Raw genomic sequence first — 19,135 nt, 5'->3', positions numbered from 1 at the left:
ATTACTCGGCCATCGAAGAAGAACGGGAGGTAGGGATAGGTGGAACCGGGTCAAAACCACCGGGATTCCACGGATGACAGCGGCCTAAACGACGAAAGGCCAGCCAGCCACCGCGCAGAAGACCATGATTTTCTATGGCCTCTAACGCGTAGCAGGAACAACTGGGGTAGAAACGACAGTGGTCAGCCATCAGAGGACTAATGGCATAACGGTAAAACTGGATCGGAACGAGGGCCAGTTTACGCATTGGTGCTGTCTACCCCTACAGTTTCGGTGCTGACTGCTGGTGCTGGCTTATGGGTACGCGCCAAACGTTTCCAGAGCTTGCCGAAATGCTGAATCAATTCGGGGTTTTCTACGTCCCCCAAGCCTTTGCGCGCGACGATAACAATATCCCAACCAACCAGAGTTTCCTGGTGGAGGCGAAACGATTCGCGCATCAGACGCTTGAGGCGATTGCGCTCAACGGAGAGCTTTACGCTCTTCTTGCCGATCACCAACCCGAGGCGGGGGTGATCCAGATCGTTGTTACGCGCAAGGAGCAGGAGATTTTTCCCCGGAACCTTGCCGGTGGGGGAGTCAAAGACTGCCTTGAAATGCCGGGGGGTTAGCAGACGCTTTTCCCGACTGAAGTCCTGACTCACCACCAGTACCGGATTATCAAACTGCCAGACGCGCACGACCTTTGGCGCGGCGACGCGACAGGACAGCACGGCCGTTCTTGGTGGCCATGCGAGCACGGAAGCCGTGAGTACGGGCGCGTTTGATGGTGCTTGGTTGGAAAGTACGTTTCATGGCGTTGTTACCTGGTTCGTCCACAACGGGCCGGAATGGCCCCCGTTTTAAGAGACCGGCGATTCTAGAGAAAGCAAGCCTCTAGGTCAATTTCCAACCAGCTTTTCCTTTAATTAGATCTCTGCAGGCAATTGGGCCTTTTCAGCTCGCACGCCTTTCACGAGCAATGCCATAGATATAAAAATAAAGAAGGAAGTTATTTAAAGCTTTTCTGTAAAGCTTATAAAAGCTAGGGAGGCGATCCTCTGTGGATAACTGCTCTGAGCCCATATTCCACCTGATGTACAGAGAATGACAACTAGGGGGAGAAACGGTGCTCTGCCTGTGCTGCGCTGTCGGATAACCTGTGCGTGGAATGGGTTGTTATCCACAGGCTAGTTACCCACAGACTTTCGACCCCACTTGTACAACGAGCTTAGGGGCGCTTATCCACAGAGCTTATGCACAGACCATTGGTCGGCTTTTTTGCGCTTAACGCATTGATTTTGGGTGCCCTGTGAGCAACCTACATGTGGATAAGTGGGCGGCTGGCCGCTACAATGGCGGCTGTTTTTGCCTCACCGGCTTTCAACTTAGGGGATATCCGTGTCAGTGGAACTTTGGCAGCAGTGCGTGGAGCTTTTGCGCGAAGAGCTGCCTGCCCAGCAATTCAACACCTGGATCCGTCCGCTACAGGTCGAAGCCGAAGGCGACGAGTTGCGTGTCTACGCGCCGAATCGTTTTGTTCTCGATTGGGTTAATGAGAAGTACCTGAGCCGCGTTCTCGAATTGCTCGATGAGCACGGCAATGGCCTGGCGCCCGTACTCTCCCTATTAATAGGCAGCAAACGTAGCTCTGCACCGCGTGCCGCGCCGAATGCACCGTTGGCAGCGAGCGCCTCGCAGGCTCAGGCCGCAGCAGCGCCTGTTAATAACTCGCCAGCACCCGTTGCCCAGACGCCTTCGAAATCATCGGCGCAGAAAAACGCGCCTATAAATGAAGAGCCGTCCCGTGACAGCTTCGACCCAATGGCCGGCGCCAGCTCGCAGCAAGCACCGGTGCGCGCCGAACAGCGCACCGTGCAGGTAGAAGGTGCGCTCAAGCACACCAGCTACCTGAACCGTACGTTCACCTTTGAAAACTTCGTCGAAGGTAAATCTAACCAGTTGGCCCGCGCGGCCGCCTGGCAGGTAGCCGACAACCCCAAGCATGGTTACAACCCGCTCTTCCTTTATGGTGGCGTCGGCTTGGGTAAGACGCACTTGATGCACGCTGTGGGTAACCATCTATTAAAGAAGAACCCGAATGCCAAGGTTGTGTACCTGCACTCGGAGCGCTTCGTCGCTGACATGGTCAAGGCCTTGCAGCTCAATGCAATCAACGAGTTCAAGCGGTTCTACCGCTCGGTTGATGCGTTGCTGATCGATGACATTCAATTTTTTGCCCGCAAGGAACGTTCTCAGGAAGAGTTTTTCCACACCTTCAACGCCCTGCTCGAGGGCGGTCAGCAGGTCATCTTGACCAGCGACCGTTACCCGAAGGAAATCGAAGGCCTGGAAGAACGTTTGAAGTCGCGCTTCGGCTGGGGCCTGACCGTTGCGGTAGAACCGCCGGAGCTGGAAACCCGCGTCGCGATCCTGATGAAAAAGGCCGACCAGGCGAAAGTCGATCTGCCACACGATGCGGCCTTCTTTATTGCTCAACGCATTCGCTCCAACGTGCGTGAGCTCGAAGGCGCGCTCAAGCGGGTCATTGCTCACTCGCACTTCATGGGCCGCGATATCACCATCGAGTTGATCCGTGAATCCCTGAAAGATTTGCTGGCCCTGCAAGACAAGCTGGTGAGTGTGGATAACATCCAGCGCACCGTGGCTGAGTACTACAAAATCAAGATTTCCGACCTGTTGTCCAAGCGCCGTTCGCGCTCGGTGGCACGTCCGCGTCAGGTGGCGATGGCGCTCTCCAAAGAGCTGACCAACCACAGCCTGCCGGAAATCGGTGATGTGTTTGGCGGTCGCGACCACACCACGGTCTTGCACGCGTGCCGCAAGATCAACGAACTTAAGGAATCCGACGCGGATATTCGCGAGGACTACAAGAACCTGCTGCGTACACTGACTACGTGATGACACCAGCGCAGCTTATTAAGGCAAGGGACTAGACCATGCATTTCACCATTCAACGCGAAGCCCTGTTGAAACCCCTGCAACTGGTCGCAGGCGTCGTCGAGCGCCGACAGACCTTGCCGGTGCTCTCAAACGTATTGCTGGTTGTCGAAGGCCAGCAATTGTCCTTGACCGGTACCGACCTTGAAGTCGAGCTGGTCGGCCGCGTGCAGCTGGAAGAGCCTGCTGAGCCGGGCGAGATCACCGTACCCGCGCGCAAGCTGATGGATATCTGCAAAAGCTTGCCAAACGAAGCGCTGATCGACATCAAAGTCGATGAGCAGAAGTTGGTGGTCAAGGCCGGCCGCAGCCGTTTTACGCTGTCCACCTTGCCAGCCAATGACTTCCCGACCGTCGAAGAAGGCCCTGGCTCGCTGACCTGCAGCCTGGAGCAAAGCAAACTGCGTCGTTTGATCGAGCGCACCAGCTTCGCCATGGCCCAGCAGGATGTGCGCTACTACCTCAACGGTATGTTGCTGGAAGTCTCTGAAGGCATCATCCGCGCCGTGGCCACCGACGGTCACCGGTTGGCGATGTGCTCCATGCGTGCCGATATTGGTCAGCCAGATCGTCACCAAGTGATTGTCCCGCGTAAAGGTATCCTGGAGTTGGCGCGTCTGCTCACCGAGCCGGACGGCAACGTCAGCATCGTTCTGGGCCAGCACCACATTCGCGCCACTACCAGTGAATTCACCTTCACGTCCAAGTTGGTCGACGGCAAGTTCCCGGATTACGAGCGCGTGCTGCCTAAAGGCGGCGACAAGCTGGTGATCGGCGATCGTCAGGCCTTGCGCGAAGCGTTCAGCCGTACCGCGATTCTGTCGAACGAGAAGTACCGCGGTATCCGTCTGCAACTGGCCAATGGTCAGTTGAAAATTCAGGCGAATAACCCTGAGCAGGAAGAAGCGGAAGAAGAAGTAGGCGTTGACTACAACGGCGGCTCGCTGGAGATCGGCTTCAACGTGAGCTATTTGTTGGACGTGCTGGGCGTGATGACCACCGAACAGGTTCGCCTGATTCTGTCCGATTCCAATAGCAGCGCCCTGGTGCAAGAATCTGATAACGACGACTCGGCTTACGTAGTTATGCCGATGCGCCTGTAATCATGCTCAGCAGAAGCTAGATGTCCCTCAGTCGCGTCTCGGTCACCGCGGTGCGCAATCTGCACCCGGTGACCTTCTCCCCCTCCCCCCGCATCAATATCCTCCACGGCGCCAACGGCAGTGGCAAAACCAGCGTGCTGGAAGCCATTCATTTGCTGGGGCTCGCCCGTTCTTTTCGCAGTGCACGTCTTTTGCCGGTGATTCAATACGAGCAGTTGGCATGCACTGTATTTGGCCAAGTTGAATTGGCTGAAGGCGGACACAGCAGCCTGGGAATATCTCGTGATCGCGGCGGGGAATTTCAAATTCGCATTGACGGGCAAAATGCTCGCAGCGCTGCCCAGTTGGCGGAAATTCTGCCTCTGCAGTTGATCAACCCCGACAGCTTCCGCCTGTTGGAAGGTGCACCGAAGATCCGCAGGCAATTTCTCGATTGGGGAGTGTTCCACGTGGAACCGCGTTTCATGGCCACTTGGCAGCGCCTGCAGAAGGCCCTGCGGCAGCGGAACTCATGGCTGCGGCATGGTACACTTGACGCCGCTTCGCAAGCAGCCTGGGACCGGGAACTGTGCCTGGCCAGCGACGAAATAGATGAACACCGCCGCGCCTATATCAAAGCCTTGAAACCAGTCTTTGAGCAGACCTTGAGTGAGTTGTTGGATCTCGAGGGGCTGACGCTAAGCTACTACCGTGGTTGGGATAAAGAGCGTGAGCTGAGCGCAGTGCTCGCCACGTCCCTGCAACGGGATCAGCAAATTGGCCATACCCAGGCAGGCCCCCAACGGGCTGATCTGCGTCTTAGATTAGGCGCACATAATGCCGCGGATATCTTGTCCCGCGGTCAGCAGAAGTTGGTGGTGTGCGCACTGCGTATCGCCCAAGGGCATTTGGTTAGCCAAGCCCGACGCGGTCAGTGTATTTATCTGGTGGATGACTTGCCGTCCGAACTGGACGAGCAGCACCGCCGCGCGTTATGCCGCTTGTTGGAAGACTTACGCTGCCAGGTATTCATTACCTGTGTAGACCACGAATTATTGAGGGAAGGCTGGCAGACGGAAACGCCAGTCGCTTTGTTCCACGTGGAACAAGGCCGTATCACCCAGACCCACGACCATCGGGAGTGAAGGCATGAGCGAAGAAAACACGTACGACTCGACCAGCATTAAAGTGCTGAAAGGTTTGGATGCCGTACGCAAACGTCCCGGTATGTACATTGGCGACACCGATGATGGTAGCGGTCTGCACCACATGGTGTTCGAGGTGGTCGACAACTCCATCGACGAAGCGTTGGCCGGTCACTGCGACGACATCAGCATCATCATCCACCCGGATGAGTCCATCACCGTGCGCGACAACGGTCGCGGCATTCCGGTAGACGTGCACAAAGAAGAAGGCGTTTCGGCGGCAGAGGTCATAATGACCGTGCTCCACGCCGGCGGTAAGTTCGACGACAACTCCTATAAAGTCTCCGGCGGTTTGCACGGTGTAGGTGTGTCGGTAGTGAACGCTTTGTCGGAAGAGCTGATTCTGACCGTTCGCCGTAGCGGCAAGATCTGGGAACAGACTTACGTGCACGGCGTGCCACAAGAGCCGATGAAAATCGTCGGTGACAGCGAATCCACTGGTACGCAGATCCACTTCAAGCCATCGGCTGAAACCTTCAAGAATATCCACTTCAGCTGGGACATCCTGGCCAAGCGTATTCGTGAACTTTCCTTCCTCAACTCCGGTGTGGGCATCGTTCTCAAGGACGAGCGCAGCGGCAAGGAAGAGCTGTTCAAGTACGAAGGCGGTCTGCGTGCGTTTGTTGAATACCTGAACACCAACAAGACTGCGGTCAACCAGGTGTTTCACTTCAACATCCAGCGTGAAGATGGCATCGGCGTAGAAATCGCGCTGCAGTGGAACGACAGCTTCAACGAGAACCTGTTGTGCTTCACCAACAACATTCCTCAGCGTGATGGCGGCACTCACTTGGTGGGTTTCCGTTCGGCGTTGACGCGTAACCTGAACACCTACATCGAAGCCGAAGGCTTGGCCAAGAAGCACAAAGTCGCCACCACCGGTGACGACGCACGTGAAGGCCTGACTGCGATTATCTCGGTGAAAGTGCCAGATCCCAAGTTCAGCTCCCAGACCAAAGACAAGCTGGTGTCTTCCGAAGTGAAGACCGCTGTGGAACAGGAGATGGGCAAATACTTCTCCGACTTCCTGCTGGAGAACCCGAACGAAGCCAAGCTGGTTGTCGGCAAGATGATCGACGCTGCACGTGCGCGTGAAGCGGCGCGTAAAGCCCGTGAGATGACCCGTCGTAAAGGCGCGCTGGATATCGCCGGCCTGCCGGGCAAATTGGCAGACTGCCAGGAGAAGGACCCTGCCCTCTCCGAGCTGTACCTGGTGGAAGGTGACTCTGCTGGCGGTTCCGCCAAGCAGGGTCGTAACCGTCGCACCCAGGCGATCCTGCCGTTGAAGGGTAAGATCCTCAACGTTGAGAAAGCCCGCTTCGACAAGATGATTTCCTCTCAGGAAGTCGGCACGTTGATCACAGCCCTGGGCTGCGGTATCGGCCGCGACGAGTACAACATCGACAAGCTGCGCTACCACAACATCATCATCATGACCGATGCTGACGTCGACGGTTCGCACATCCGTACCCTGCTGCTGACCTTCTTCTTCCGTCAGTTGCCTGAGCTGATCGAGCGTGGCTATATCTACATCGCTCAGCCGCCGTTGTACAAAGTGAAAAAAGGCAAGCAAGAGCAATACATCAAAGACGACGACGCCATGGAAGAGTACATGACGCAGTCGGCCCTGGAAGATGCCAGCCTGCACTTGAACGATGAAGCCCCGGGTATCTCTGGTGAGTCGCTGGAGCGTCTGGTTAACGATTTCCGCATGGTCATGAAGACTCTCAAGCGTCTGTCGCGCCTGTATCCTCAGGAGCTGACCGAGCACTTCATCTACCTGCCGGCCGTCAGCCTGGAGCAGTTGGGCGATCACGCAGCGATGCAGGATTGGCTGGCCCAGTACGAAGTGCGCCTGCGTACCGTCGAGAAGTCTGGCCTGGTGTACAAAGCCAGCCTGCGTGAAGACCGTGAACGTAACGTGTGGCTGCCAGAGGTCGAACTGATCTCCCACGGCCTGTCGAACTACGTCACCTTCAACCGCGATTTCTTCGGCAGTAACGACTACAAAACCGTCGTTACCCTCGGCGCGCAATTGAGCACCCTGCTGGACGACGGTGCTTACATTCAGCGCGGCGAACGCAAGAAGCAGGTCAAGGAATTCAAAGAAGCCCTTGATTGGCTGATGGCAGAAAGCACCAAGCGTCACACCATTCAGCGATACAAAGGTCTGGGCGAAATGAACCCGGATCAGCTGTGGGAAACCACCATGGACCCAGCTCAGCGTCGTATGTTGCGCGTGACCATCGAAGACGCCATTGGCGCAGACCAGATCTTCAACACCCTGATGGGTGATGCGGTCGAACCTCGCCGTGACTTCATCGAAAGCAATGCCTTGGCAGTGTCCAACCTGGACTTCTGATCAGGTCAGCCTGCTAAAACAAAAAGGCCAACGCTCAGCGTTGGCCTTTTTATTGGGTCCGAAAAAGCAGTTTTTCCAATGCTCCACGTGGAACATCGAGCTTATTGGCCCGGGTTTACCGCCGCCACACTCTCCAACCGATAACCGTACCCGTAGATCGTCAACAGTTGCCAGCCACGGTCGGCGGTCAGTCCCAGCTTGTTGCGCAGGCGATAGATATGAGTATCCAGCGGGCGCGAGGAGACCATCTCCTCATGAGACCAGAACCGTTCATACAGATATTCACGAGACAACGGACGCGCCAGATTGGCGAACAAGCAACTGGCCAAGCGGTATTCACGCTCAGTCAGGTTGATAGGTTTGCCCGCACGAGTGACGGTCAGCTCAGCATCGTCAAAGGTTAGATCGTTGAAGCTCTGCACTTCATGGGCCGTCGATTTTTGCAGACCATGGCGACGCAGCACGGCCGTGATCCGGGCTTTCAGTTCATTGGGCCGGAAGGGTTTGCTGACGTAATCATCCGCCCCACTGTTCAGCGCCGTGACGATGTCGCTCTCGGCGTCCCGACTGGTGAGCATGATCACGGCGGGCGGTGACTCCATGTGCTCGCGGGTCCAGCGCAGCAGCGCTATACCCGTGATGTCGGGCAGTTGCCAGTCGAGTATCAGCAAGTCAAAGGTTTCCCGGCGCAGCTGGCGTAGCAGGTCTTCACCACGCTCGAAGCAATGCACGGACCACGGCTGTTCCGCGGTGCTGGGAATCTGTCGCAGTGTCTGCTCAACCCGGCGCAACTCAGCGGGCTCGTCATCCAGTATTGCGACACGCATGGGTGGGTCCCTTCTACTAAAAAAACGGCGCAAATGCCGGCCATCGAATCTGAATAATTGTGGTCAGATTCAGCGGACCATGAATCTATCGATACGCTGATATCAAAGAGCCTTTAATCCGTTGGAAGACCTCGATACCTTGGAGGAAAGATACCCACTCCTGCCCGTAAGGAAAAGGTTCAGCATGAATCGCTCAGGAAAGTCTAACAGTGAGACCGATATGAGCTTCACTGGGTTCAGTACACCGCTCATATCGAAAAGGGAGAGGCCGGGGCATATGGCGCGTTCAACTATCCACTCTCGACACCTCTACACGCCTGCGACGGTGGCCCGGTGATGCTGTGGCGCAAATCCGAAAAACGCCAACCCACTCGAGCACAACTGCTGTTCCACGGTTTGATACGCGAGTGGCTATTGATTGGCCTGGTTCTGCTGCCCTTCACTGTTTACCTGTCCTTGAGCCCAGGCCTGGCCCTCAATAACCCGCTGTACGACAGCCTTCGTCGCCTGACCCCATTGCCGGTCGACCCGCGGATTCTGCTGGTGACCATTGATGACCAGAGCCTGAAAAAGCTAGGCCAGTGGCCCTGGCCGCGCAGCGTGCATGCTGACCTGATTGACCGGCTCAGTGCTGCTCGACCGGCAGGCATATTGTTTGATGTGATCTTCAGCGAGCCCGGCGATGCGGCGGATGACCAACGACTGGCCGACGCGGTGTGCAGGGCCGGGAATGTGTTGTTGCCCACGGCGAGTTCCGACGCGGCGGATGAGCAACTGTTGCCACTGCTCAAATGCGCCAAAGGCATGGGCCAGATCAATGTCGAAGCCGATAACGATGGTGTGGTACGCAGCCTGTATATGCGCGAGGGCCCGCCCGGCAACACGCTTGCGCAGCTGGCATGGCTTGCCTATGGGTTGAGTGGGCAAACCTCACCCATGCCGGGGCTCGCCAAGGAACCTGACGGTCAGCATTGGCATCGTGAACACGCGGTTCGTGTTCCTTACACCGCGCAGGGCCACTTTCCCAGCGTGTCCTACGTCAGCGTATTACAGGGCGAGGTACCGCCCGACGTGTTGCGTGGCCGGTTGATATTGGTCGGTGCCACGGCCTATGGAATGGGTGATCGCTTTGTCACGCCCCTCTCCTCCACAGTGGGCTCCACGGCCGGAGTGGAGATCCAGGCCAACATACTCAATGGATTGCTGCTGCGGCGCAGCATCGTCGATCTTCCAGGCTGGCTTGCCGCATTGATGGCCGCATCGCTGGTGGCGTTGCTGCTGGGGCTGCTGTTGTATCGGCCGCGCTATGCGCTGTGGATGACCCTGGCTTGCATGGTCACCGCACTGCTCGGCTCATGGGCCCTGCTGCGCCTGGGGCATTGGTGGTCACCCACAGCGTGTCTGATCGGGCTGCTGCTCAGCTACCTGATCTGGAATTGGCGCCGCCTGAGCGTGATCCTTGCTTACTTCGGCTGGGAACTGGCACGCCTGGATAACGAACCCAAAGTGCTGCCCGAGCGCCGCCGTGCGCCCGCCAGCAAAGGTGACGTGTTGCAGGGGCGGATCTTTGCGCTTGAGCAGGCGGTAAGCCGCACGCGCGACACGCGGCGCTTTATGGCGGACGGGTTGGAGTGCCTGCCGGTGGCTACCCTGATTACCGATCCCCACGGCAGCATCCTGCTGGCCAACCGCGTCGCCCGTGAGGTGTTCGGCAACGATCTGGTGGCCACAAATCTATTGGAGCAACTCGCCGACCTCGGCTACCCGCCGCTGCACAACGGCGTTCGCCCTGCCCTGTCGGCGCTGCAGCTTATCGAGTTCCGTGATATCCACCAGCGCAGCCTGCGCATGGAGCTGGCACCCTTGCTGCCGGCCGAAGGTGATGTCGCCCTTGGCTGGCTGCTGAGCCTTACCGACTTGAGCAAGGAGCGTGAAGCCCAACAACACCGCGAGACGATGTTGCGCTTCCTGTCCCATGACCTGCGTGCGCCGCACTCGGCGATCCTGGCATTGCTGGATGTGCACAACGGCGATTCACCGATATTTGCCCAGATCGAACAACAGGTGAAACGCGCATTGAGCCTCACCGAATCCTTCGTGCAGTTGGCCAAAGCCGAAGCCGACGGCTACCACTTCCAGCCGACGCTATTTGCCATGCTGGTCATGGATGCCTTTGACCAAGTGGCAGTGATCGCGCAGCTCAAGGGCATTCACTTGGTACACGACTTGGATGAGGCGGATGAGGGCATGGTGTCAGCCGATCAATCATTGCTGACACGGGCGCTGTTCAACGTGCTGGAAAACGCCATCAAGTACTCCCCGTCAGGCACCACCGTCACGCTGAGCCACGGCAGCGCGCAAGGTTGGTTGGAATGTCGCATCAGCGATCAGGGGCTGGGCATCGCGCCTGGGGATTTGCCGGAGCTGTTCAGCCAGTACCGACGCTTCGATTCAGCCCAGGGCAGTGAGGGTTTGGGTTTGGGGCTGACCATGGTCAAAGCCGTGATTGAGCGCCATGGCGGCCGTATTCTGTGCGAGAGCGAGTTAGGCAAAGGCTCGACCTTCAGCCTGAAACTGCCCCTGCTCGATACGTGAAAAACCTGGTTTTCTGCTGTGCATAAAAAACCGGTCAAAAAGACCGGTTTTTTAATGCGCAAAAAAACTTATGCACGTTTTTCGCGATTTTATTATCTTGAGAAATATGTAAGTAAATCAGCTTCTTACGAACCAAAACCGGCGATTCGCCAACAAACCGTACACAGGTTATCCACAGAAGCTCAAATCGCCGGCGTCTCTACCACCACAGGCTCGGGAGGCAATGAACCCATGGCCCGTTGCTGCGCTTCATTCCACGCTGCAGCGCGGTCATTCAATGCTGCAATGGCACGTGGCCCTTCGCCTTCTGCGTACATCGGCTCGCCAATCACTACCGTGATGGTGCCTGCGCGTTTGGCCCAACCGGTCTTCGGCCAGAACTTGCCGGCGTTATGCGCAATCGGCAATACCGGCAGGTTGGCATTCACCGCCAAAGCGGTGCCGCCCCGCGAGAATTTGCCTACGGTGCCGTAAGGCACACGCGTACCTTCCGGAAAGATCAGTACCCAAACGCCATCCTTGAGCAACTCATCGCCTTTTTTGGCGACGTGCTTGAGCGCCGCCTTGGGGTTGTCACGATCAATCGCGATCGGGCGCAACATGGCCATGGCCCAGCCGAAGAACGGCACATACAGCAGCTCGCGCTTGAGCACCTGGCTCAACGGCGAAAAGTACGCGGAGAGGAAGAACGTTTCCCAGGTGCTCTGGTGGTTCGACAGAATCACGCAGGGCTGCTCCGGGACGTTTTCAGCGCCCTTCACTTCGAAACGGATGTTCAGGAACACCTTGGTCAGCCACAACGCGCAGCGGCACCAATAAACGTTGATAAAGCGATAGCGCGCCTTGAACGGCAGGAACGGCGCAATAAAAAAGCTCAGGGTGCACCAGAGAAACGAACTGGTGCCCAGCAGCAGGTAAAAGAAAAAGGTTCTGATGGCCTGCAAGATCGACATGGCGGCATTTACCGTTGCGGGACACGGCCCGCCTGTTAAAAGCGCACTCCCGAACAGTCCTTGGTCAGGAAGTCGAGGGCGGCTAGTTGTTGATAAGTTCTGCGGCAACCGCCGCCAGATCGTCAAAAATCAAAGTGCCTACCGGCAGGTCTTTCGCCTGGGTCTTTTCGCCTTTCCCGGTCTTAACCAAAACTGGCTGAGAGTCGACGGCTTTGGCCGCCTCCAGGTCACCGAGGCTGTCCCCGACGAACCATAGCCCAGCCAAGGGCACCTTGTAATGTTCTGCAATGGTTTTCAACATGCCAGGCTTGGGTTTGCGGCAATCGCAGCCCTCATCCGGCCCGTGAGGGCAGTACACCACCAGCCCCACCTCACCGCCCTGCTCGGCCACCAACGTGCGCAAGCGCGCGTGCATGGCGTCCAGGGTGGCGATGTCGTAATAACCACGGGCGATGCCGGACTGGTTGGTGGCGATGGCCACCGTCCAGCCGGCTTTGCTCAACTGCGCGATGGCCTCGATCGAGCCGGGCAGTGGAATCCATTCCGCCACCGACTTGATGTAAGCGTCGGAGTCGTAATTGATCACTCCGTCCCGATCGAGAATCAGCAGTTTCAACATGATCAGCCCAGTACGGAAATGTCAGCGATGTTGATGAACAAACCCCGCAGACGCGCCAGCATGGCGTAGCGGTTTTTCCGCACGCCGGCATCGTCGGCATTGATCATCACGGCTTCGAAGAACGCATCCACCGGCTCACGCAAGGTGGCCAGGCGCGCCAGAGCTTCGGCGTAGTTACGTTCAGCGAGCAGCGGCTTCACTGCGTTTTCGGCCTTGGCGATGGCCGAGTTCAGCGAGAACTCCTTGGCATCGGCAAACAGGGACGGGTCGACTTCGGTATTGCCGAGGTTGTCGGCCTTGCTCAGCAGGTTCGACACGCGCTTGTTCACGGCAGCCAGTGCATCGGCTTCCGGCAGCTTGCGGAAAGCCTGTACGGCCTGCACACGCTGATCGAAGTCCAACGCCGAGCCCGGTTGCAGGGCACGGACCGACAGGTACACCGAAACATCTACGCCTTCGTCTTCGTAACGCGCACGCAGGCGGTCGAACACGAACTCCAGCACTTGCTCGGCCAAACCGGCTTGCTTGACCTTGCCACCGAACTGGCCGACCGCAAACACCACGGCCTGGGTCAGGTCGAGGTCGAGCTTTTTGTCGATCAGGATACGCAGCACGCCCAAGGCAGCACGGCGCAGGGCGTACGGGTCTTTGCTGCCGGTGGGCAACATGCCGATACCGAAGATACCCACCAGGGTATCCAGCTTGTCGGCGATGGCCACGGCCGCACCGGTCAGGGTGGTTGGCAGCTCAGCACCGGCACCGCGCGGCATGTACTGCTCGTTCAGCGCCAGGGCTACATCGTCCGGCTCGCCGTCGTTGAGGGCGTAGTAGTAACCGGCAACGCCTTGCATCTCCGGGAACTCGCCGACCATTTCGGTGGCCAGGTCGCACTTGGACAGCAAGCCAGCGCGGGCAGCCCAGGCAGCATCGCCACCAATGCGTGGCGCAATGTAGGCCGCCAGCTTGGAAACGCGCACGGCTTTGTCGTAGACGCTGCCGAGTTTTTCCTGGAACACCACGTTTTGCAGGCGCAGGTTGAAGTCTTCGAGCTTCTGCTTCTTGTCTTGCTTGAAGAAGAACTCGGCGTCGGTCAGACGCGGGCGCACGACTTTTTCGTTACCGGCGATGATCTGCTGCGGGTCCTTGCTTTCGATGTTGGCCACGGTGATGAAGCGCGGCAGCAACTTGCCGTCCACGTCCAGCAGGCAGAAGTACTTCTGGTTGTCCTGCATGGTGGTGATCAGCGCTTCTTGCGGCACGTCGAGGAAACGCTCTTCGAACGAGCACACCAGCGGCACTGGCCATTCAACCAGCGCGGTCACTTCGTCGAGCAGGCTTGGCGGCACGATGGCAGTGCCTTCCTGCAGGCGGGCCAGCTCTTCGGTGCGCTTGCTGATCAGCTCACGACGCTCATTGGCATCGGCCAGCACGTAAGCGGCGCGCAGGTCGGCGGCATAGTTGGCTGGCGAAGTGATGCGCACGGCTTGTGGATGGTGGAAGCGGTGACCACGGGAATCACGGCCTGCCTTTTGAGCGAGGATCGTGCAGTCGATGACCTGGTCACCGAGCAGCATCACCAGCCATTGGGTTGGGCGTACGAATTCTTCTTTGCGAGCACCCCAGCGCATGCGCTTGGGGATCGGCAGGTCGTTGAGGGAATCTTCAACGATGGTCGGCAACAGGCTCGCCGTCGGTTTGCCGGTGATGACCTGGCTGAAACGCAGTTTCGGGCCGCTCTGGTCGATCTCGCTCAGCTCGACGCCGCACTTCTTGGCAAAACCCAGGGCTGCTTGAGTCGGGTTACCTTCCGCATCGAAAGCGGCTTGGCGCGGCGGGCCGTCGAGGTTGATGCTGCGGTCCGGCTGCTGGGTTTCCAGCGCGGTCAGCAACACAGCCAGGCGACGTGGCGCGGCGTAGACTTTTTTCGCAGCGAACTTCAGGCCGGCTGTGTGCAGGCCTTTTTCGATACCGGCCAGGAACGCGTCGGCCAGGGTGTTGAGTGCCTTGGGCGGCAGCTCTTCGGTGCCCAGTTCAACCAAAAAATCTTGAGCACTCATTGTGCAGCCTCCAGCTTAGCCAACACTTCATCACGCAGATCCGGGGTTGCCATCGGGAAGCCCAGCTTGGCGCGAGCCAGCAGGTAGGCTTGGGCGACGGAACGCGCCAGGGTGCGTACACGCAGGATGTATTGCTGGCGCGCGGTGACCGAGATGGCACGGCGGGCATCCAGCAGGTTGAAGGTATGGGAGGCCTTCAACACCATTTCATAGCTTGGCAACGGCAGCGGCTGGTCGAGTTCGATCAGGCGCTTGGCTTCGCTTTCATAGAAGTCGAACAGCTCGAACAGCTTGTCGACGTTGGCGTGTTCGAAGTTGTAAGTGGACTGCTCCACTTCGTTCTGATGGAACACATCGCCATAGGTGACTTTGCCGAACGGGCCGTCAGCCCACACCAGGTCGTAGACCGAGTCCACGCCTTGCAGGTACATGGCCAGGCGCTCGAGGCCGTAAGTGATCTCGCCGGTCACCGGGTAGCACTCGATGCCGCCCGCTTGCTGGAAGTAAGTGAACTGCGTCACTTCCATGCCGTTGAGCCAGACTTCCCAGCCCAGGCCCCAGGCGCCCAGGGTCGGCGATTCCCAGTTGTCTTCGACGAAACGGATGTCGTGCACCAGTGGGTCCAGGCCGACATGTTTCAGCGAGCCCAGGTACAGCTCCTGGAAGTTGTCCGGGTTGGGCTTGAGTACCACCTGGAACTGGTAGTAGTGCTGCAGGCGGTTCGGATTTTCGCCGTAGCGGCCGTCAGTCGGGCGACGACTGGGCTGCACATAAGCGGCGTTCCAGGTTTCCGGGCCAATGGCCCGCAGGAATGTAGCGGTGTGGAAAGTGCCGGCGCCTACTTCCATATCGTAGGGCTGAAGTACCACACAACCTTGCTCGGCCCAGTATTGCTGGAGGGCGAGGATCAAGTCTTGGAAGGTACGCACGGCTGGCGTAGGCTGGCTCACGAAATTCACCTGTTACTTGGGCTGCGATTTAAAGAGCGGGAGTATACCCGATTCGGCCGCGCCACCATCCCCTGGAGCCTTATGCCACGCTGCTTTTGGTGTTCTGAAGATCCGCTGTACATGGCTTATCACGATCAGGAGTGGGGAACGCCGCTGCGCGATGCGCAGGGTCTGTTCGAGTTGCTTTTGCTCGAAGGGTTCCAGGCGGGCCTGTCCTGGATCACCGTTTTACGCAAACGCGAGCATTATCGAAAGGTCCTGTTCGGCTTCGATGCACAGCGCCTGGCGCGCCTCAGCGATGCCGAGATCGAGGCACTGATGCTCGACCCTGGCATCGTGCGCAATCGCCTCAAGCTCAACGCCACCCGCCGCAATGCCGCGGCCTGGCTGGCGCTGGAAGACCCGGTGGGTTTGCTCTGGTCGTTCGTCGGCGGCGTGCCCAAGGTCAATCACTTCAAGGATCGCAGTGAGGTCCCGGCGATTACGCCCGAGGCTGAAGCCATGAGCCGCGCCCTGAAAAAAGCCGGTTTCACCTTCGTCGGGCCAACCATTTGCTACGCCTTCATGCAGGCCAGCGGAATGGTCATGGACCACACTCAAGACTGCGACCGTTACGCGGACTTGGCCAACGCCGGTTAGAATGCCCGCTTTGCGCACCACACACGATCAGGAGTGACCTGTGGAAAAGTTTAAAGGCGCCTTGCTGGTAGGCGCTCTTCGGTTGTTTGCCTTGTTGCCATGGCGCGCTGTTCAGGCCGTCGGCACGGCAATTGGCTGGATCATGTGGAAAACCCCCAACCGCTCCCGCGAAACAGTGCGGATCAACCTCTCCAAATGCTTCCCGGACATGGACCCCGCCGCCCGCGAGCGCCTGGTCGGTCAGAGCTTGATGGACATCGGCAAGTCCCTGACGGAAAGCGCCTGCGCCTGGATCTGGCCGGCCCAGCGCTCCATCGACCTGGTGCGAGAAGTAGAAGGCCTGGAAGTGCTGCACCAAGCCCTGGCTTCGGGCAAAGGCGTGGTGGGCATCACCAGCCACCTGGGCAACTGGGAAGTGCTCAATCACTTTTATTGCAACCAGTGCAAACCGATCATTTTCTACCGCCCGCCCAAGCTCAAGGCGGTGGATGAACTGCTGCAAAAACAGCGCGTGCAATTGGGCAACCGCGTGGCGGCTTCCACCAAGGAAGGCATTCTCAGCGTGATCAAGGAAGTGCGCAAAGGCGGCCAGGTGGGAATCCCGGCTGACCCCGAGCCGGCGGAGTCGGCCGGGATCTTTGTGCCGTTCTTCGCCACCCAGGCGCTGACCAGCAAGTTTGTACCCAACATGCTTGCGGGCCATAAAGCGGTGGGCGTGTTCCTGCATGCGCTGCGGCTGCCGGACGGTTCGGGTTACAAAGTGATTTTGGAAGCGGCGCCGGAAGACATGTACAGCACCGACACCGCCACGTCCTGCGCGGCGATGAGCAAGGTGGTGGAGCGCTATGTCGGCGCCTACCCGAGCCAGTACATGTGGAGCATGAAGCGCTTCAAGAAACGCCCGCCGGGTGAGGCGCGTTGGTATTGATACCCGACTGACTCAAGGTCGATGCAACACCAATGTGGGAGCGGGCTTGCTCGCGAAGGCGGTTTATCAGCTACACATTCAGTGACTGACACTCCGCCTTCGCGAGCAAGCCCGCTCCCACATTTTTGATCTCCATTCAGGCCTGGCGGTCGAGCTTTTTCAGGAACACCCTCATCTCTTTCTCGGCCTGCTTGTCGCCATGGGCCTGGGCCGCTTCAATGCCCTTCTCCCACGCCAGCCGCGCCGCCGCACTGTCACCCAACCCCGCCTGCGCCTTGCCCAACAACTTCCACGCCGCCGAATACTTCGGATCGAATTCCACGCACTTGTGCAAATGCTCCGCCGCCTTGGCGTTGTCCTTCGCGTCCAGATAACCCTTGCCCAAGCCAAAGCGCAGCAATGAATTATCCACACCCTTGGCGAGCATTTTTTCCAGGGATTCGAGCATGGTGGCGTGTCCTTTTAGCTAGGTAAGGTTTCCAATCGCGTCATCGCGGGCAAGCCCGCTTGCGCGTTAAAAACGCGATCACCTGTGGGAGCGGGCTTGCCCGCGATGACGACGGCAGGCTCACCTGAATGTGTTGATCAGAAAAAGCTCAACCCCACGTGGAACAACTTCTCCACGTCGCGAATATGTTTTTTATCCACCAGAAACAGAATCACATGGTCGCCCGTGACGATCACCGTATCGTCGTGGGCGATGAGTACCTCTTCGTCACGAATGATCGCGCCAATGGTGGTGCCCGGCGGCAAGCCGATATCGCGGATGGCCTTGCCGATCACCTTGCTCGACTTCGAATCGCCATGGGCAATCGCCTCGATGGCTTCCGCCGCGCCCCGGCGCAGGGAGTGCACGCTGACGATATCGCCACGGCGCACGTGAGCAAGCAAGGTGCCGATGGTGGCCAGCTGCGGGCTGATGGCGATGTCGATATCGCCGCCCTGGATCAGGTCAACATAGGCCGGGTTGTTGATGATGGTCATGACCTTCTTCGCCCCCAGCCGCTTGGCCAACAGCGAGGACATGATGTTGGCCTCGTCATCGTTGGTCAGTGCCAGGAAAATATCGGCGTCGGCGATGTTCTCTTCCATTAGCAAGTCGCGGTCCGAGGCGCTGCCTTGCAGTACGACGGTGCTGTCGAGGGTGTCGGACAAATGCCGGCAGCGCGCCGGGTTCATCTCGATGATCTTCACCTGGTAGCGGCTTTCGATGGCCTCGGCCAAGCGCTCGCCGATCTGCCCACCGCCGGCGATGACGATGCGTTTGTAGGTCTCGTCCAGCCGGCGCATTTCGCTCATGACCGCGCGAATATTCGCTTTGGCGGCGATGAAAAATACTTCGTCGTCGGCCTCTATCACGGTATCGCCCTGGGGCAGGATCGGCCGGTCGCGCCGGAAAATCGCCGCCACACGGGTTTCCACATTCGGCATGTGCTCGCGCAGCTGGCGCAGTTGCTGGCCCACCAGCGGGCCGCCGTAATAGGCTTTAACGGCGACCAATTGCGCCTTGCCCTCGGCAAAGTCGATCACCTGCAAGGCGCCCGGAATTTCGATCAGACGCTTGATGTAGTGAGTCACCACTTGTTCAGGGCTGATCAGCACGTCCACTGGAATCGCGTCGTTGTCGAAAAGCCCTGCACGGGTCAGGTAAGCCGCCTCACGGACGCGGGCGATTTTGGTCGGGGTGTGAAACAGGGTGTGGGCGACCTGGCAGGCGACCATATTGGTCTCGTCACTGTTGGTGACGGCGACCAGCATGTCGGCATCGTCGGCACCGGCTTGGCGCAGCACCGTCGGGAATGACGCGCGGCCTTGCACGGTGCGGATGTCGAGGCGGTCGCCGAGGTTGCGCAGGCGCTCGGCATCGGTGTCGACCACCGTGATGTCGTTGGCTTCGCTGGCCAAATGCTCGGCCAGCGTGCCGCCGACCTGCCCTGCCCCAAGGATGATGATTTTCATCCGGTCACTCCCTTAAACC

General features: G+C 58.5%; 17 protein-coding genes. 7 read left to right on the top strand and 10 right to left on the bottom strand.

The window, feature by feature from the left end; all coding sequences use genetic code 11:
- Nucleotide 1 precedes the first annotated feature (1 nt).
- The 3 genes from yidD to rpmH are packed head-to-tail and all read right to left on the bottom strand — an operon-like array spanning nucleotide 2 to nucleotide 795.
- A complete protein-coding gene (gene yidD, locus L8K08_RS24905; protein WP_073636650.1) occupies nucleotides 2–247 on the bottom strand; it encodes a membrane protein insertion efficiency factor YidD in 246 nt (81 codons plus the stop codon).
- Nucleotides 240–644, bottom strand: a complete 405-nt coding sequence (rnpA, locus tag L8K08_RS24900; protein WP_218570655.1) for a ribonuclease P protein component — start codon at nucleotides 642–644, stop codon at nucleotides 240–242. Before rnpA ends, yidD begins: the two co-directional genes overlap by 8 nt.
- Before the next feature lie 16 nt (nucleotides 645–660).
- Entirely contained in the window at nucleotides 661–795 is a 135-nt protein-coding gene (gene rpmH / locus L8K08_RS24895) for a 50S ribosomal protein L34 (RefSeq protein WP_003213577.1), read from the bottom strand.
- Between the two features lie 585 nt (nucleotides 796–1,380).
- On the opposite strand from rpmH, the gene dnaA reads away from it, so the two are divergent.
- From dnaA to gyrB, 4 genes are read left to right on the top strand one after another with little or no spacing between them, the layout of a single operon-like run.
- Entirely contained in the window at nucleotides 1,381–2,901 is a 1,521-nt protein-coding gene (dnaA, locus tag L8K08_RS24890; protein WP_119741254.1) for a chromosomal replication initiator protein DnaA, read from the top strand.
- A gap of 38 nt (nucleotides 2,902–2,939) precedes the next feature.
- Nucleotides 2,940–4,043, top strand: coding sequence for a DNA polymerase III subunit beta (dnaN, locus tag L8K08_RS24885; RefSeq protein WP_083355987.1), 1,104 nt, complete (start codon nucleotides 2,940–2,942; stop codon nucleotides 4,041–4,043).
- 20 nt (nucleotides 4,044–4,063) lie between these two features.
- Nucleotides 4,064–5,167, top strand: coding sequence for a DNA replication/repair protein RecF (recF, locus tag L8K08_RS24880; protein WP_242200578.1), 1,104 nt, complete (start codon nucleotides 4,064–4,066; stop codon nucleotides 5,165–5,167).
- A gap of 4 nt (nucleotides 5,168–5,171) precedes the next feature.
- A complete protein-coding gene (gyrB, locus tag L8K08_RS24875; RefSeq protein WP_145158421.1) occupies nucleotides 5,172–7,589 on the top strand; it encodes a DNA topoisomerase (ATP-hydrolyzing) subunit B in 2,418 nt (805 codons plus the stop codon).
- Nucleotides 7,590–7,690: 101 nt separating this feature from the next.
- On the opposite strand, the gene L8K08_RS24870 is transcribed toward gyrB, so the two are convergent.
- Nucleotides 7,691–8,416: a response regulator transcription factor gene (locus tag L8K08_RS24870; protein WP_242200576.1), complete on the bottom strand. Its 726-nt coding sequence runs from the start codon at nucleotides 8,414–8,416 to the stop codon at nucleotides 7,691–7,693.
- A gap of 333 nt (nucleotides 8,417–8,749) precedes the next feature.
- Between L8K08_RS24870 and L8K08_RS24865 the strand changes: the two genes are divergently transcribed.
- Nucleotides 8,750–11,011, top strand: coding sequence for a CHASE2 domain-containing protein (locus L8K08_RS24865; protein WP_242200573.1), 2,262 nt, complete (start codon nucleotides 8,750–8,752; stop codon nucleotides 11,009–11,011).
- 182 nt (nucleotides 11,012–11,193) lie between these two features.
- Here the strand turns inward: L8K08_RS24865 and L8K08_RS24860 are convergent, their stop codons facing one another.
- From L8K08_RS24860 to glyQ, 4 genes are all read right to left on the bottom strand, one after another.
- Nucleotides 11,194–11,964: a lysophospholipid acyltransferase family protein gene (locus L8K08_RS24860; RefSeq protein ID WP_106575978.1), complete on the bottom strand. Its 771-nt coding sequence runs from the start codon at nucleotides 11,962–11,964 to the stop codon at nucleotides 11,194–11,196.
- 82 nt (nucleotides 11,965–12,046) lie between these two features.
- Nucleotides 12,047–12,586: a D-glycero-beta-D-manno-heptose 1,7-bisphosphate 7-phosphatase gene (gene gmhB, locus L8K08_RS24855; protein ID WP_177410061.1), complete on the bottom strand. Its 540-nt coding sequence runs from the start codon at nucleotides 12,584–12,586 to the stop codon at nucleotides 12,047–12,049.
- Complete coding sequence (glyS, locus tag L8K08_RS24850) at nucleotides 12,586–14,640, bottom strand: glycine--tRNA ligase subunit beta (protein ID WP_242200570.1); 2,055 nt, start codon at nucleotides 14,638–14,640, stop codon at nucleotides 12,586–12,588. Before glyS ends, gmhB begins: the two co-directional genes overlap by 1 nt.
- A complete protein-coding gene (glyQ, locus tag L8K08_RS24845) occupies nucleotides 14,637–15,590 on the bottom strand; it encodes a glycine--tRNA ligase subunit alpha (RefSeq protein ID WP_003187265.1) in 954 nt (317 codons plus the stop codon). Before glyQ ends, glyS begins: the two co-directional genes overlap by 4 nt.
- Before the next feature lie 81 nt (nucleotides 15,591–15,671).
- On the opposite strand from glyQ, the gene tag reads away from it, so the two are divergent.
- Nucleotides 15,672–16,229: a DNA-3-methyladenine glycosylase I gene (gene tag, locus L8K08_RS24840; protein WP_106575980.1), complete on the top strand. Its 558-nt coding sequence runs from the start codon at nucleotides 15,672–15,674 to the stop codon at nucleotides 16,227–16,229.
- A gap of 40 nt (nucleotides 16,230–16,269) precedes the next feature.
- Complete coding sequence (locus L8K08_RS24835) at nucleotides 16,270–17,157, top strand: lysophospholipid acyltransferase (RefSeq protein WP_242200567.1); 888 nt, start codon at nucleotides 16,270–16,272, stop codon at nucleotides 17,155–17,157.
- 136 nt (nucleotides 17,158–17,293) lie between these two features.
- On the opposite strand, the gene L8K08_RS24830 is transcribed toward L8K08_RS24835, so the two are convergent.
- Nucleotides 17,294–17,605: a hypothetical protein gene (locus tag L8K08_RS24830; RefSeq protein WP_242200565.1), complete on the bottom strand. Its 312-nt coding sequence runs from the start codon at nucleotides 17,603–17,605 to the stop codon at nucleotides 17,294–17,296.
- A gap of 137 nt (nucleotides 17,606–17,742) precedes the next feature.
- Nucleotides 17,743–19,116 (bottom strand): Trk system potassium transporter TrkA, encoded by a 1,374-nt coding sequence (trkA, locus tag L8K08_RS24825; protein ID WP_106575983.1) that lies wholly within the window; start codon nucleotides 19,114–19,116, stop codon nucleotides 17,743–17,745.
- Nucleotides 19,117–19,135: the final 19 nt, after the last annotated feature.

The organism is Pseudomonas sp. TREG-RG-20F-10-E-6-01, from assembly GCF_022662455.1.
GTDB lineage: Bacteria > Pseudomonadota > Gammaproteobacteria > Pseudomonadales > Pseudomonadaceae > Aquipseudomonas.
Note: the sequence above shows the minus strand (reverse complement) of the source record. Positions and strands in the feature narration are given on the sequence as shown.

Excerpts from the sequence above, each read along its gene's own strand:
- yidD (WP_073636650.1), bottom strand. The coding sequence starts at position 247 with ATGCGTAAACTGGCCCTCGTTCCGATCCAGTTTTACCGTTATGCCATT.
- rpmH (WP_003213577.1), bottom strand. The coding sequence starts at position 795 with ATGAAACGTACTTTCCAACCAAGCACCATCAAACGCGCCCGTACTCAC.
- dnaN (WP_083355987.1), top strand. The coding sequence starts at position 2,940 with ATGCATTTCACCATTCAACGCGAAGCCCTGTTGAAACCCCTGCAACTG.
- recF (WP_242200578.1), top strand. The coding sequence starts at position 4,064 with ATGTCCCTCAGTCGCGTCTCGGTCACCGCGGTGCGCAATCTGCACCCG.
- gyrB (WP_145158421.1), top strand. The coding sequence starts at position 5,172 with ATGAGCGAAGAAAACACGTACGACTCGACCAGCATTAAAGTGCTGAAA.
- L8K08_RS24870 (WP_242200576.1), bottom strand. The coding sequence starts at position 8,416 with ATGCGTGTCGCAATACTGGATGACGAGCCCGCTGAGTTGCGCCGGGTT.
- L8K08_RS24860 (WP_106575978.1), bottom strand. The coding sequence starts at position 11,964 with ATGTCGATCTTGCAGGCCATCAGAACCTTTTTCTTTTACCTGCTGCTG.
- glyS (WP_242200570.1), bottom strand. The coding sequence starts at position 14,640 with ATGAGTGCTCAAGATTTTTTGGTTGAACTGGGCACCGAAGAGCTGCCG.
- tag (WP_106575980.1), top strand. The coding sequence starts at position 15,672 with ATGCCACGCTGCTTTTGGTGTTCTGAAGATCCGCTGTACATGGCTTAT.
- L8K08_RS24830 (WP_242200565.1), bottom strand. The coding sequence starts at position 17,605 with ATGCTCGAATCCCTGGAAAAAATGCTCGCCAAGGGTGTGGATAATTCA.
- trkA (WP_106575983.1), bottom strand. The coding sequence starts at position 19,116 with ATGAAAATCATCATCCTTGGGGCAGGGCAGGTCGGCGGCACGCTGGCC.